General features: G+C 42.7%; 12 protein-coding genes. 2 read left to right on the top strand and 10 right to left on the bottom strand.

Annotated elements, in window-relative coordinates; all coding sequences use genetic code 11:
* Positions 1–63 precede the first annotated feature (63 nt).
* The 9 genes from RBH91_RS02285 to RBH91_RS02245 form a co-directional block, all read right to left on the bottom strand.
* Positions 64–813, bottom strand: coding sequence for a polyketide synthase (locus RBH91_RS02285; RefSeq protein ID WP_307893328.1), 750 nt, complete (start codon positions 811–813; stop codon positions 64–66).
* Positions 814–856: 43 nt separating this feature from the next.
* Positions 857–1636, bottom strand: coding sequence for an enoyl-CoA hydratase/isomerase (locus RBH91_RS02280; protein WP_307893327.1), 780 nt, complete (start codon positions 1634–1636; stop codon positions 857–859).
* Positions 1624–2886: a hydroxymethylglutaryl-CoA synthase family protein gene (locus RBH91_RS02275; protein ID WP_076758245.1), complete on the bottom strand. Its 1263-nt coding sequence runs from the start codon at positions 2884–2886 to the stop codon at positions 1624–1626. Before RBH91_RS02275 ends, RBH91_RS02280 begins: the two co-directional genes overlap by 13 nt.
* Entirely contained in the window at positions 2887–4134 is a 1248-nt protein-coding gene (locus RBH91_RS02270; protein WP_307893326.1) for a polyketide biosynthesis malonyl-ACP decarboxylase PksF, read from the bottom strand.
* On the bottom strand, positions 4112–4360 hold the full coding sequence (locus RBH91_RS02265) for an acyl carrier protein (RefSeq protein WP_076758240.1): 249 nt from the start codon (positions 4358–4360) through the stop codon (positions 4112–4114). Before RBH91_RS02265 ends, RBH91_RS02270 begins: the two co-directional genes overlap by 23 nt.
* A 104-nt stretch (positions 4361–4464) precedes the next feature.
* Complete coding sequence (gene fabD, locus RBH91_RS02260; RefSeq protein ID WP_307893325.1) at positions 4465–6786, bottom strand: ACP S-malonyltransferase; 2322 nt, start codon at positions 6784–6786, stop codon at positions 4465–4467.
* A gap of 5 nt (positions 6787–6791) precedes the next feature.
* Positions 6792–7757 (bottom strand): acyltransferase domain-containing protein, encoded by a 966-nt coding sequence (locus tag RBH91_RS02255; protein ID WP_307893324.1) that lies wholly within the window; start codon positions 7755–7757, stop codon positions 6792–6794.
* A gap of 558 nt (positions 7758–8315) precedes the next feature.
* Complete coding sequence (fabD, locus tag RBH91_RS02250; RefSeq protein ID WP_307893322.1) at positions 8316–9182, bottom strand: ACP S-malonyltransferase; 867 nt, start codon at positions 9180–9182, stop codon at positions 8316–8318.
* A 392-nt stretch (positions 9183–9574) separates the two neighbouring features.
* A complete protein-coding gene (locus RBH91_RS02245; RefSeq protein WP_307893321.1) occupies positions 9575–10252 on the bottom strand; it encodes an MBL fold metallo-hydrolase in 678 nt (225 codons plus the stop codon).
* A gap of 602 nt (positions 10253–10854) precedes the next feature.
* Here RBH91_RS02245 and RBH91_RS02240 point away from each other — a divergent pair.
* Positions 10855–11001, top strand: a complete 147-nt coding sequence (locus RBH91_RS02240; protein ID WP_158027593.1) for a hypothetical protein — start codon at positions 10855–10857, stop codon at positions 10999–11001.
* A 65-nt stretch (positions 11002–11066) separates the two neighbouring features.
* On the opposite strand, the gene RBH91_RS02235 is transcribed toward RBH91_RS02240, so the two are convergent.
* Positions 11067–11921: a LysR family transcriptional regulator gene (locus RBH91_RS02235; RefSeq protein WP_307893320.1), complete on the bottom strand. Its 855-nt coding sequence runs from the start codon at positions 11919–11921 to the stop codon at positions 11067–11069.
* A 128-nt stretch (positions 11922–12049) separates the two neighbouring features.
* Here RBH91_RS02235 and RBH91_RS02230 point away from each other — a divergent pair, with 128 nt between their 5' ends.
* Entirely contained in the window at positions 12050–13168 is a 1119-nt protein-coding gene (locus RBH91_RS02230) for a Gfo/Idh/MocA family protein (RefSeq protein WP_307893319.1), read from the top strand.
* Positions 13169–13324 lie beyond the last annotated feature (156 nt).

Here is a 13324-nt window from a genome sequence, read left to right as displayed (position 1 = left end):
AGAGCTGCCTCCATTTCACCTGCAAATTTTTATGTAGCACACGACGATCGTTTCTATTTTCAGTTAATTCCCGTACAAACCTGTGATTCTCGTTTTGACTTCGTCTTGATGAAATGTTTTCTCATGCATAACGAGCTCCTGTTCTATCACGCGGGGAAGCTGCTCGCGAAGCGGCGCAACCAAGTGGTCTTTTAATGTAATTAAGGAGTTTCTCGGCTTTTCCGCCAGCTCACGCGCCAGCTCCGCAGCATACTTCAATACGTCCGATCGAGGGAGAACTTTAAAAGGTATCCCTCTCTTTTCGAGTTCGGCTCCGCGGTAATTGCCTGCATTCATTAATAACTCCTGCGCCAAGCTGAACCCGAGTTTTTGGGGAACGATAAAAGTGGCACCCATACCAGGCGTAAACCCGTATTTCATAAAATTTGTCGTATACACACTCTCCCTGCTCAGAATAATAAAATCAGCAAAGAGACCCATGACAAAGCCGCCCCCAATTCCGTGACCCTGCATGGCAGCAATGACTGGAATTTTGCAATCAAGTGCCAGAGAATAAAGATTGTCATCAGTAAATTGGGTGATTCCCTGCTGGATTCTCAGCAATCCTTCTTGTGTTCCGCCTGAAGCAAAATAATTGTCGTATCCTGTTAAAATCACTGCTTTATAGCTTTGTTGATTGCGAATGTATTCGAACGCTTGAATTAATCCGTCTGTGAGCTCTTGCGAAAACGCGTTTTTATGAACACGGTCATGCATCTTCACCTGAATAATAGCGGGCTCGATTTCAAAAAGCTCTACAACAGAATGCGTCATGATGTCCTCCTAACTGTTTCTGATTGTATGTGTTTTACACAGTTTATTGGTTTTCCCAAGGGAACTGCCCCGTTTCAACGTACCTTATGATTCCCATTTGATTTTGAGGGTCGGAAAACATGTCTTGATTTTCAGTCAAAGCCATGGATTTCGTTCGGCGCGGGTGGTCATCCAATGAATTGATAAACTGTTTATACCGCGCGATTGCCTTTTTATTTAACCGCCGCAGACGCAATAAATGCTTTCTCAGCAGGACCTCGCTTTGAGCATCACAGGCATCTATCAAGCCCCATTCCCTGGCTTCCTGAACAAAAATCGGTTTTGTCATTAATGTCATATAATGCGCTTTTTGATAGCCGATCCGGCGAATCAGAAACGGCAAAACACAAGCTGGATAAAGACCAAATAATAGTTCAGACAGACTGAATGATGCCGTTTCATCTGCAATGACAATATCACTGGCAGCCACAAATCCAAGACCTCCGGCGTTCACTTTTCCCCGCACATGTGAAATAGTGATAAAAGGACCAGTCTGCAATTTCAGCCACAAATCATAGAGAGGTTCTTGGGAACCCGCTTGGTTTCTGCCGCGTTTCATCTCCTGATATATGTCTTGAAAATCCGCTCCGAAACAAAATACCTCCGGGAGCCCTTCTAAAACGATGACCGTAACGGACGATGTTTCACATTGATTCATCACTTGCAAACATTCATCTACTAATTTGTCATTAATCGTATTATTAGCGTCAGGACGATGAAAGGTGAGATAGCAAATTGACCCTTCAAACCGAGCCTTAATTGTTTGATATGTCACGACAACCACCTGTACTTGCGATGAAATTCAGATATTTCTTCCAAGAACAGTCGCGGTTTCTGTTGATGTGACTGCAATACTCCCGGAATCATCTCAAGATCCAGTTTGACATTACGCGTCCCGAACCGGACCATCCCGCTCCCCTTGAACAGCATTTCATATTCATCCATCGAAAGATGATATCGATTGTCTAAGTGCTTCTCTATTTCAAATAAGCGCTGGCGTTCTTGGCCTTGAGGCGTTGTAATTCCGCTGTAAAATTCAGAGCAGCAGCCTGATCCGTAGGAAAAACAGCCGATTCGTTTAGGCGAGTCAAGCTGCGCTTTGTCAATCGTACTGGCCAACGCCAGAAGCAATGCAGCCCCCATAATGTTTCCGACCCTTTGACAATAGAGTAAACCCGGCTGTACCCGCTTCAGAAAATCGGTTTCAATCTCGGCCGTTTTCGCCTTTGCCATCTTACGCATCATCGTCCGGTGCGCCCCTTTCACCATCCCGCCAAAAGGCGTATGATAGGCAAGATATTGAAACGTATCTTGATAATGGGCGCCGGGTACACGTTTTTGATACTCCAAGAATGTTTGTTCACAGCAATCCAAATATGACATTAAAGACAGGTCAGCATCTCCCGCCTCACTGTCGGGGATGGGACGGCACGTATCCATCACTTCATAGCCGTAATAGCCGTTTGCCCCGGGATCTACTTGAAACACCTCGGGATTTTCCCCTACTAAAACAGCCACCGCTCCCGCTCCGGCACTCGGCTCGGCATAAGACCAATCCTCACTTAAAGCGTCTCCGCCTTCAGCGATTAAAAAACGGGAAATATCACTGGCAATGACCAGCGCTTTGGCGCCCGGAGACGTCTGGGATAATATAAAATTCACCGCCATTTGAAATCCGGCAGTCCCTGAATAACACGCCTGTTTTATCTCAAACAAACGGCAATTGCGATTGAGCCCTAAATATTCATGGATATACGTGCTTAACGATTTCCCAAAATCGATCCCAGATTCGGAACAAGTGATCAGCAATTCAATCCGGTCCTTCTCTTGATCACTTAATGAATCGATAATCGGTTTAGCCGCATTCACCCCAAAGGTCACAGGATCTTCGTAAGGCAGTGCCACAGCTTTTTCCTTCATTAATAAATTTTCAAATCTAGCAGTATCTAAATGTCTGTACTTGACTAATTGCATGACATCGAGGTATGCCGTTCCGCCAAAGACATTCATCGCTTCTATTCCGGCAGAAACCATTTATGATTCTCCTTCGCATTTTTCAATGTTTTGTATACAAACAGCGGTATTCATTCCGCCAAAACCCATGCTTAAACTCAACGCGTTTTTGATGTTGTGTGAAATTGATTGATCCTTCACCCAATGAAAGGAAGGATCGATTGGATCATGTAAATTCCGGCTCGGATGCAGGCGTGATTCTTTCATTTGAAGCAGTACAGAAATCATCTCAACAGTGCCTGCTGCACTGAGCCCATGACCCGTTATTGATTTTGTTGCGTTGATATAGGCATGAGAAAGACCGCAAGCATGCAGCGCCTTCAATTCAATCTCATCTCCAATGAAAGAACCCGTGCCATGTGGATTAATATAATCAATATCTTCAGGTGAAAGACCGGCTCTCTCCAAAGCCTTTTGTACGACATGAATCTCTCCTTCTAAAGAAGGATCAGGGTTGCGGTTCCCGTCTATTTTGATTGACCATCCAGACAATGCAGCATAGGGTTTTACGCCCCGGCGGACGGCCGTATCTTTTCGTTCTATCACCAATGCGCCGCAGGATTCTCCATAAATAAATCCATCTCTGTTCTGATCAAATGGACGGCACGCGCTTTCCGGCTCATCAGCATATTTGTCCGTTCCCATAGCGCCTAAAGCCCTGAGCGCCTCACATTCCATATAGGAAATATCCATTAACGCCCCAAGTGCGATGCAAATATCAACCTCTCCTGACAGGACTTGCTGAATCGCTTGAATCACCGCCAACTGGCCGCTTGCGGAAGCACCTCCCGCCGTATAAGCTAAACCGGTGATTCCAAACTGTTCTGTACAAAGCCCGCAAAGATCGCTATCCATAAAAGACAGGCCATAAGCCGGCGAAATGAAACCAGAGCGGTCTTTATAATTTTTATAGAGCTGTAAGGTCTCTCTTTGCTGAAAGTTTGATCCTCCAGCTATTAGCCCTATACGCGCGGAATCAGCATCGTCTAACTTCGCCTCCTCCCAGGCTTCTGAGAGGGTAACCAAAGCAGCGCGGCTGGAAAATGACGCTTTTCTTAACAGTTTTTTAGAAAGCCGTTCCGGATAAGATAACGAAGGAATTTCAGCTCCGATAAACCGGCTGTCTTTTTGTCTGCACGGACGCTGCATCACATCAAAGGCATGCTTCCCAGACAATAACGAAGAAACAAAAGCCTCCTTTCCTTGGCCGATCGCTGCCGTTACTCCGACACCGGTCACCAGCACCTCAGACGGATTGTACTTTGTCATAAAGCACCTCAGCTAATTCGCCGATGTTGTTCACACCAGACAGCTCAACACGAGGAATTTTTAATGATAAATCCTCCAGCACCATCGTTATAATTTCAGCCCTGTCTACAGAATCAGCTCCTAAATCAGCTAATCGATCTTCGGGCTCAAAACGGTGCCCGTCCAATTCCGGAAGCACCTCACATATATTCGTTACCAATACTTCAAAGACTTTCTGTTTATTCATAACGTTCGTCTCTCCTTTGGGCTGAAATGTTTAACATGACTTCAGGTGTTTTGTTATCAATACGATTTCGAAACATTCAGTCTTTTATTATTACAAAATAGGTTTTAAAGTGCCGCTTGAGAAAATAACGCAATTCTGTCGTTAAGTAGCTTTGCGGTTTCCGTCATTAATTTTTTTCCGATATCGTCCACATGGCGGTTCTGCCAGTTCTCCAATTCCGAGCCTTTCACCCATTGATTAAAAGCTCCTAACGCGGGGCCGCAGTGAACTTGATAATCGACTTTAGACTCTTCGCTTCCGCTGATCGCCAAATGCGAGCTGTACCTAAAGTACCATCTGAAAATCAATGCCATTTTATGTTTCGGATTCCGTTCGGCCTTCTCAATCTCTGCCGCAGGATAATGCAATTTAATATCTTCATATACTTTTTCGATACTGCGTTTAAAGTATTTCTCCTCAAGCTGAGTTAAGGTCTTTTGATCGATTTCACCCAATGATCCAAATCGCTGGTATAATTCATGCAGCTTGCTGGCTCGTGCCGGAAAAAACACGCCTTTTTTCAGCACTTGCACTTTGCTGCCCGATTCGAACATATCACCCGCCGGCGCATACGCCGTATCTTGCACATTCATTTGCTGCAATAAATCTTTCACTCTGTCACTTGTGGCCGCTTCTACCGTACACTGATTGATTGAACCCGTTAAAATAAAATCGGCACCGAGCATAAAGGCAGCCATCGCCGCCTCAGGAGTTCCTATCCCGCCTGCCGCACCGACTCGTATTTTTTTATCGTATCGATACTTTTTCATCATTTCGTCTCTTAATAATGTCATCGCCGGCATCAGGCTGTATGCGACACCGCCGTCAGTATGACCGCCTGAGTCTGCTTCCACACAAATATCCTCTGCCACAGGGATCTCCAGCAATAACTCAGCTTCACTAGTTGTAATTTTATTTTCTCCTAAAAGCTTTTCTACAACATTCTCCGGCGCAGGACTTAGAAATGATTCCGCAACCTCAGGCCTTGAGATTTTCGCTATGATACGATTTGCACATATCACTTCACCGCTTGGACTCCGTTTCAATCCTTTGGCGCGATATCTCACTAAAGCAGGTGTGACACTTAAAAATGCGGAGGCTTCCAAGCTCCTCACCTTGTGCTTCAATAAAAGATCAATCATTTTTTCTTCTGATTCAGTATGCTTCATATTGTGCACCAGGTTGATGCCGTAGGCTTGTCCCTGCTCCAATTCGCCTTGAATAGACAAAATCGCATCCTCAACCTTATTCAGATTCAAACCGCCTGTGCCAAAGAACCCCATCATCCCCGCTTTTGACATCTTTACAACCATTTCTTTCGAAGCAATTCCGCGGTACATTCCTCCGGCAAGGTAAGCGTATGTAAGGTTATAATCTTGTTTAAATTCTGTACTTCCTAAGGAAAATGCCGTAATCTCATCAGGAAAACGAGATGAATGGGCATCACGCTCTTCTCGCTCCAACTGCTCCGGGCTTGAAGCAGATAACATCCCGTCACCTGGTTCTTGAACCGCGGCATCATTTTTTATTAACGGTTCCGCTTCGTTTTTAATACGTTGAATTAAGCCTGTTAACACTTTTCCCGGACCGATCTCTTCAAAATCCATGTCTCCTCTTCCCATTAGAAAACGAATACTATCCGTCCACTTCACCGTGCTATTCATTTGTTCAGATAATGTCTCTTTTAACCTCTTCTGATGATAAGGCTCTGCGTATACATTGGAGATCACAGGAATAGACAAAGGCTTAAAATTGAATGTATCAATAAATTGCTTAAATTCCTGTTTTGCTTCATTCATATATCTTGAGTGAAAAGCTCCGCTCACGTTTAAAGGATGGAACAGCTTCACATCCTTGATGGTTTCAAAAACAGTTCCCGCTCTTTCGATATCTTGTTTCAGCCCGGAAATAACAATTTGGCGGGGAGTATTTTCATTTGCTACATCAATCGTATGTAAATGATGTTCTTTTAATACGGCTGCCACTTGTTCCTTATTCAGGCCGATCACCGCGGCCATTCCGCCTCCGGTAATCCGCCCCATCAGCTCCCCTCTTTTTTTCACGAGTTTTAATCCGGTCTCAAAGTCAAATGCGCCCGCTGCAAGCAGCGCATCGTATTCTCCCAAGCTATGACCGGCTACAAAATCAGGTTTTTCACCGGTCTCCTCCACTCTCTTCAGATAGCAGAATGCATTTACAACGTATAAAGCCGGCTGAGTATATTGCGTATGATTTACATCTAAATAGGCTTCTTCTGTACAAAGTTTTTTTATTGAATATCCCAGTATGTCATCTGCTTGGTCCGTCAAGTGCTGATAATGCTCAAAAAGCCCCTGGCCCATTCCTTTTTGCTGGGAGCCTTGTCCCGGAAAAACATATGTAATCATCTTGTTTACTTCCTTTCTAGTTTCTGTAAACACTCAAGCGTCTTCAAGTTTTTCAGCTCCTGATGAAATGGTGTGATAATAGAATAACAGCGGTTCGCTGAATCTCCCGAGAGCAGCTGTTTGACAAAAGCAGTCAGGGTTCCTGAAGGCCCTAAATCTACGAACCGGCATGTATGCTGACTTTCCAAAAATCGAATAGCTTCCCGGAATCGTATTGGTTTTCTTACCGCATCCCAAAAAAAATGGTTATGAATCTCATGAATGCCGCTTCCCGTCAGGCAGGATATCCAAGATATTGAAGGACTATCAAAAGATTTTGACCTTAAAAACTCTTTATAGGCTCCTTCTGCAGAATCAATAAGTGAAGAATGAAATCCGTAAGATACAGGCAGCAGCTGATAAAGTATCTGACTCTCCTTTAGAAAATGAATGATCCGCTGTATGTTTTCATTTTCACCCGAAATCACAAAGTGTGAATCATAATGAATTGAGGTTAATTCACTATGTTCAAACAGCTGCGGATAATCATTAAATAATTGCGGTTTATCGAGTATAGCCAGCATATTTCCTTTATCGCAATTTTTTTCGATGATCATGGCCTGCTCAAGTATGCATTCCAACATATCCTCCGCCTCTATAACACCGGAAGCGGCGGCTGCCGCGAATTCTCCTAAACTATACCCCAGCACGTAATCAGGCTTGATCCCGATCTCTGACAAAACCCGATATAAAGAGTACTCAACCATAAAGATAGCCGGATGCGTATAAAGAATGCGATCAAATGGATCTGACACACGTTTAGCGGGATTATACATTTCACTGACAATGGACTTCCCGATTCGCCGGGTAACAATGGCATCCATCTCAAGCATGTAATGACGAAATGCAGTGTTTTCATTAAACAATTCCTTTCCCATATGATAGTACTGGGAACCTTGTCCGGAAAACATCAAAACGATTGGTTCGTTCATTTGCATAACCTTCTTTTTTATGTAATTAACGAGCGAATTGCCGATATGTCCTCAAAAAATATGCTGAAAAAGAAGATACACAGCAGCCTGATACAAAACAAGCAACCGCGTCAAACCGAAAAATATGATGTGAAAGTGAAGAAGAGCTTAAAAATCAACTGAAGATATTATGTAGTGTTGTTCTTGATGTTGAATTCGTTTGTGAAGTGATCTTGGTGTAGTGTTGATATCTCAAACTTAATGTAAATTGACAATGGCATCATCAAAAACATCGTCTCTATTATGGCTTAGGTGTGGTTTAGATAAAACGGGTATGTCTTTTTATAGAGCGATGGTTTTTCATCATGAGCAGACCGACTGGAATAGTGCAAATGTCCAATATGGGACGGACTTTTTTCATCAGCCTCTTTATGTTACAGTATATAAATTTTATTGAACGTTAACAGTGTCCATCGAATCATGCGCCCCCCAAACTTTTAACCCTATACACAGGGAGCCGTGCCTTTTTCCCCGGTTTATGAAATGAAGCGCAGTTATGCTCTCTCAAGAAAATCTGTTTTAACGGGGCATTGGTTCTGCATCTTTCTTAATACGGTGAATTAATCCGGTTAATACATGTCCTGGACCTATTTCCTCAAACTCCATTTGGCCTTTCCCCATTAAAAAGCGAATACTCTCAGTCCATTTGACTGACTGGTTTATTTGATCCGACAACGTCGTTTTGATTGATTCGTTTGTGTAAGGGCGGGCAAAAACGTTTGAAATAACCGGTATAGACAAAGGAGAGAAATGAAATGATTGAAGAAACTGTTCAAATTCTTGTTTTGCTTGATTCATGTATCTTGAATGAAACGCACCGCTGACGTTTAAGGGGAGAAACATCGTAACTTCTGTAATGGCTTCAAAAATGGATGCGGCTTTTTCAATATCTTCTTTTTGACCTGAAATCACAATTTGATATGGGGCATTGACATTAGCAATGTCAATTGTATGTAAATGGTTTTCTTTCAATGCTTCCGCAACTTGCTCTTCACTCAGTCCCATAACGGCCGCCATACCGCCGTTTCTTACCATACTCATCAGCTCGCCTCTTTTTCTGACAAGCTGTAAACCTGTCTCAAAATCAAAGGCTTCAGCCGCAAATAACGCATTGTATTCTCCCAGGCTATGACCCGTAACAAAATCGGGTTTTGCTGCTGATTCCTGTATTTTCTTCAGATAGCTTAATGCGTTTACCACATATAAGGCCGGCTGAGTAAATTGGGTTTTGTTTAAGTTGGAATAGGGATTTTCTACGCAAAGGCGTTTGATCGAATATCCTAAGATCTCATCTGCTAGTGCCGTCAGTTCCTTAAATTCATCAAATAATTCGCTGCCCATTCCCTGTTTCTGTGAACCTTGCCCCGGAAAAACATATGTGATCATTCTCTTAAAGCCACCCTTCCCGCTTTTAGATGAGTAATTTACAGACTTACGATATAAAATGATGAATGTTGCCCTGATAAAGAAGCATGTCCAAGTTGATGGTAACCTTGTAAATATTATCCGTCAAGTCAATTTTTCCTACAGTCTACACAGCTTCTTCCCTACTTTTTTGCATGTGGGCTTAACGAATCAGGAAATGTAACAAAACATAAGAATATCGGCCTACCTGGGCATTTGTAACAAAAGATGTAAACAATGCGTTTCACCTCATGCTTAAAACCATTCCTATAAAACCAAGTAATTCTTTTTCATCATTTTCCCAAAGACTTATCTTTCGTTTCCAGAAGAAAAATAGTCTATTAGAATCATTTCTAAGAAGATAGAAGAAGGAATTATTTAAAATCAAAAATACCCTTCTGATTTTTTCTATTGCGAAATTTTACAAAATGTTCTTCTTTATCAATTTGAAAATAAATATTATGTTTTAAAAGTTCATCCATCGTGTGACCCGGTGTTTTACCAAATGAGTGGCCCGGGTAAACCCGCACTTCAGACGGAACTTCCGATTTGACCCTTTGAATACTTTCAAACATATCTTCCGCTGAACTGCCATGATCCTCACATATCCCGCATCCTTCTGTAAAAACGGTATCTCCGGTGAATATACTATCAGAAAAAAGATAACACATCCCGCCGGCTGTATGGCCCGGTGTAAGCAAGCACAGCGCTTTCGTGATACCTATGCTGATGGTTTGCCGATCATTTAGCGCGATTAAATTTCTGCATCTGAATTGATAAAAATCAATTTCTTTTTTTGACATATAAACATGGGGATTAAACAATTTCGATAGCGGCTCTACCAGATTTACATGATCATAATGAGAGTGCGTTAATAGAATTGCTGACAAATCAACTTCTAATTCAGAAAGTTTATTTGTTATTTTACTAAGTTCCCACGAAGGGTCAACAACTATTGCAGATCTGCTTACAATATCTACAATTATGTAACAATAGTTCGTCCATCCGCGATGAAATGTTTTGATTGTGTGTACCTCATAAGTAAGATCCATTTTCACCATTCCTATCAAAAATGAAGTTCAATTCTAAAAAGACGGTTATCGACCTGCTTAAACCGCTGCCTGTTCATTTCCACTTTACCAAACGGCATATTGTTTTTCCATTTTTCGGTCATTCCAAGAAAAAACAAAATCTCATTTCCTATTCAATTCGTTTCAAGTTTAGATACTTATCAAGGGAAATATTCCTTCTCATATGATGCGACTGAGAGACAGGAAGAAATAACAACAAAAAATAGTCCAAGTAAGAAAAAAGAAAAAGTTGAAACCTCTGAATAAAGTAACCACGCCCTCACTTACCGAGTACAAGAGAATAGTATTGAAGGGAGTCCAGTACCTGTAAATTCGGATGGTTCAGGTGGCTTATTGTTGGGGATGTACGGCTATTCAATAAAAAAACTTCTTAACATCTTGTTAAGAAGCGCTTTGACTCATGTCTATTATCTGAATGACTACCTTGGATTCCGCAGGATGAATTTTTATTGTTTGTCGCCGGGATGGCTTAAATCTATTTCTTTTCAGTTCATGCTCTCCATAAAAAGAAGCGGAATTAATGCTTTTTATTTCCCTTTTTTAAGGCTTTTATTTCAATCTTTATGACAAGATACAGACAAACGGCAAGAGCGATGATGGAAGCGATCCAAAGGGGCATCGCCAAAAAAGGCGCAAATTCCGATACAAACATCAATATGACGGCGGCCAATACATACAGACTGATGAACCTTAAAATGATCAGCAGCTAAATCACCCTTTTTCAATGATGGTATCACAACATTTAACATAAATGAACATTTTCCCAAAATACTATTCAATGATCCATCAGCGTATGGCTCAGCTCTGCGAACTGCTTTTCTATCGGGGTCAGCTGGTGATGAACCCGGGTGATCATATACATATTGACATATCGATAAGACGGTGGCACCTCTAAAAATTGATTGATGTTGAAGCGTTTTGCAATCCGTTTGGAAACAAGGGAAATGCCCATACCGATGGAAGCCAGCTGAACGAGCGTCTGCATATCGCCGACCTCGATGATTTCGCCTTGGTTGATCTTTTTTTCTGCAAAAAGATCTTGCAGGATGGAGAGATACAAACATTTATCTGAAAGCATAAGCAGATTTTTACCCTCTAAATAGGCTTCTAATCCCGTGTTTTCTTCGATGCCGCCCCCTATAATGACCATCTCTTCAATCCCGGATTTTTCGTAATGGATGTTCTTGTTATCCAATGATCCGATCGTGAAGGCCAAATCAATATGTCCAAGCAGAAGCTGCTCCTCGATGTACTCCGTCGACCCTGTTTTCAATGTCACCGACAAGTCCGGATACATTTGATAAAGCCGGCTTAGAGAGCCGGCAAGCTGTGCTCCGCCGACAGACATCATGGCGCCTATCCGGAGTTTTTCATCATACTTTTTCATCTTATTTTCGGTTTCTTCCCATATCAGCAGCATTTTTTTAAACTGATCATAGAGTACTTTACCTTCTTTTGTTAACTGGACCCCTTTAGAGCTTCTGATAAACAGCTCCTGCTCATAATGAGCTTCCATTTTTTTGATTTTAGCCGTCATATTGGATTGGAGATGATTCAGCTTTGCGGCGGCAGCCGAAATACTTTGCAGTTCTGCGGCAGCAACGAATGCCTTCATGTTTTCGATATCCATCTGTTTTCGCCTCCTCATCAAAAATTTTGATATAAGCATCACTTATTAGCATTTTTCATGATGATCATTTTTCATTATACTTGGATTGAATTGAATTGCCACTTAATCGGCACCGGGGGGGATCATTGATGGAACATCACATCATCAAAACGGGCATCATCGGAGGCTCTATGAATAATCAGTGGGCGAGCCGCACTCATATTCCAGTCCTTCAAGAAAGTCCACATTTTCAAATAACGGCGATCGGAACGTCCAAAATGGAAACAGCGAAAAAGAGCGCTGCTGTCATAAATGCGCCGCTCGCATTTACAGATTACAGGTCATTGACGAAATCAAAAGATGTCGATCTAGTCGTCGTCAGTGTCAAGGTTCCTTTCCATTATGAAGCTTTAATTGCAGCCATAGCGGAGCATAAACATATTTATTGCGAATGGCCGCTGTGCTTAAACACAACTCAAGCCAAAGAGCTGGCAAATTTAGCAGCACAGGCGAAGATCCACCATGCCGTAGGACTGCAGGCGAGACAATCTCCGGAAATCAATTGCTTGAAGCAGGCGGTGGAAAATGGCGAAATCGGGAAAGTGCTGTCCTGCACAATGAAAGTGGCCACTCAAGGAAAAGGCGGAATAACCGACCGGAAAAACAGCTATCTTTTCGAAAAAGAAAATGGCGCAGACCTGCTGGCCATCAACGGCGGACATTCTCTTGACGCGCTTTGCTATATCCTGGGCGGCTTTCATGACCTGTCTGCTGTGATGAACAGCAATTACCCGGCAGCCGTCGTTCAGGAAACAGGCGAAACCATTCCTAAAAACACTGCCGACCAAATTTTAATAAACGGAACGCTGACGAACGGGGCATCAGCCTCTATTCATATTCAAGGCGGGGTTTATCCGGCATTTCTTTTAGAAATCCAAGGGGAAAAAGGCGCTTTTCGGCTGTCACAACGGAGGTCTCTGGGACATGTGCAATTCGGCAATCTCATCATCGAAAAACTGACATATCCCGACACCGCTTCTCTTTTGAAAGGAACAGAGGATATCTGCTGGAAAGTCATCAAACGCTCCTCAGAAAAAGACATGCATCCGGCAGGATATGTTGAAAAAGCGTATCATGTGTTAGCGAAAGATATGTCGGAAAACACGCGGGACATTCCCGACTTTCATGACGCCGTAAAATTGCATGAGCTGTTGGATGCAGTACGCAAGTCTGCTGAGACGGGGAGAAAGATTGTATTAGACAAGTAGGGACAGACCTCGAGTGCTGTCCCTTATACCTATGCAGGATATTATTGGATTTAAGTCAACTCCGCCCCGGGCAAGGCGTTTAGCAGCTGAAATGCTTGTATCACCGGCATTAAGGGAAGAATTCCTATTCTGCTGAGAAGCAGATTATGCTACAAT

It is taken from the genome of Bacillus swezeyi (genome assembly GCF_030908325.1).
Lineage (GTDB): Bacteria > Bacillota > Bacilli > Bacillales > Bacillaceae > Bacillus > Bacillus swezeyi.
The sequence above is the reverse complement of the archived record's forward strand: the minus strand, read 5'-3'. Positions and strand labels throughout refer to the sequence as shown.

What these genes read in the sequence shown, in the direction of transcription:
- RBH91_RS02275 (WP_076758245.1), bottom strand. Translation starts at nt 2,886, where the DNA reads ATGGTTTCTGCCGGAATAGAAGCGATGAATGTCTTTGGCGGAACGGCA.
- RBH91_RS02230 (WP_307893319.1), top strand. Translation starts at nt 12,050, where the DNA reads ATGGAACATCACATCATCAAAACGGGCATCATCGGAGGCTCTATGAAT.
- RBH91_RS02240 (WP_158027593.1), top strand. Translation starts at nt 10,855, where the DNA reads ATGACAAGATACAGACAAACGGCAAGAGCGATGATGGAAGCGATCCAA.
- fabD (WP_307893325.1), bottom strand. Translation starts at nt 6,786, where the DNA reads ATGATTACATATGTTTTTCCGGGACAAGGCTCCCAGCAAAAAGGAATG.
- RBH91_RS02265 (WP_076758240.1), bottom strand. Translation starts at nt 4,360, where the DNA reads ATGAATAAACAGAAAGTCTTTGAAGTATTGGTAACGAATATATGTGAG.
- RBH91_RS02270 (WP_307893326.1), bottom strand. Translation starts at nt 4,134, where the DNA reads ATGACAAAGTACAATCCGTCTGAGGTGCTGGTGACCGGTGTCGGAGTA.
- RBH91_RS02245 (WP_307893321.1), bottom strand. Translation starts at nt 10,252, where the DNA reads ATGGATCTTACTTATGAGGTACACACAATCAAAACATTTCATCGCGGA.
- fabD (WP_307893322.1), bottom strand. Translation starts at nt 9,182, where the DNA reads ATGATCACATATGTTTTTCCGGGGCAAGGTTCACAGAAACAGGGAATG.
- RBH91_RS02235 (WP_307893320.1), bottom strand. Translation starts at nt 11,921, where the DNA reads ATGGATATCGAAAACATGAAGGCATTCGTTGCTGCCGCAGAACTGCAA.
- RBH91_RS02285 (WP_307893328.1), bottom strand. Translation starts at nt 813, where the DNA reads ATGACGCATTCTGTTGTAGAGCTTTTTGAAATCGAGCCCGCTATTATT.
- RBH91_RS02255 (WP_307893324.1), bottom strand. Translation starts at nt 7,757, where the DNA reads ATGAACGAACCAATCGTTTTGATGTTTTCCGGACAAGGTTCCCAGTAC.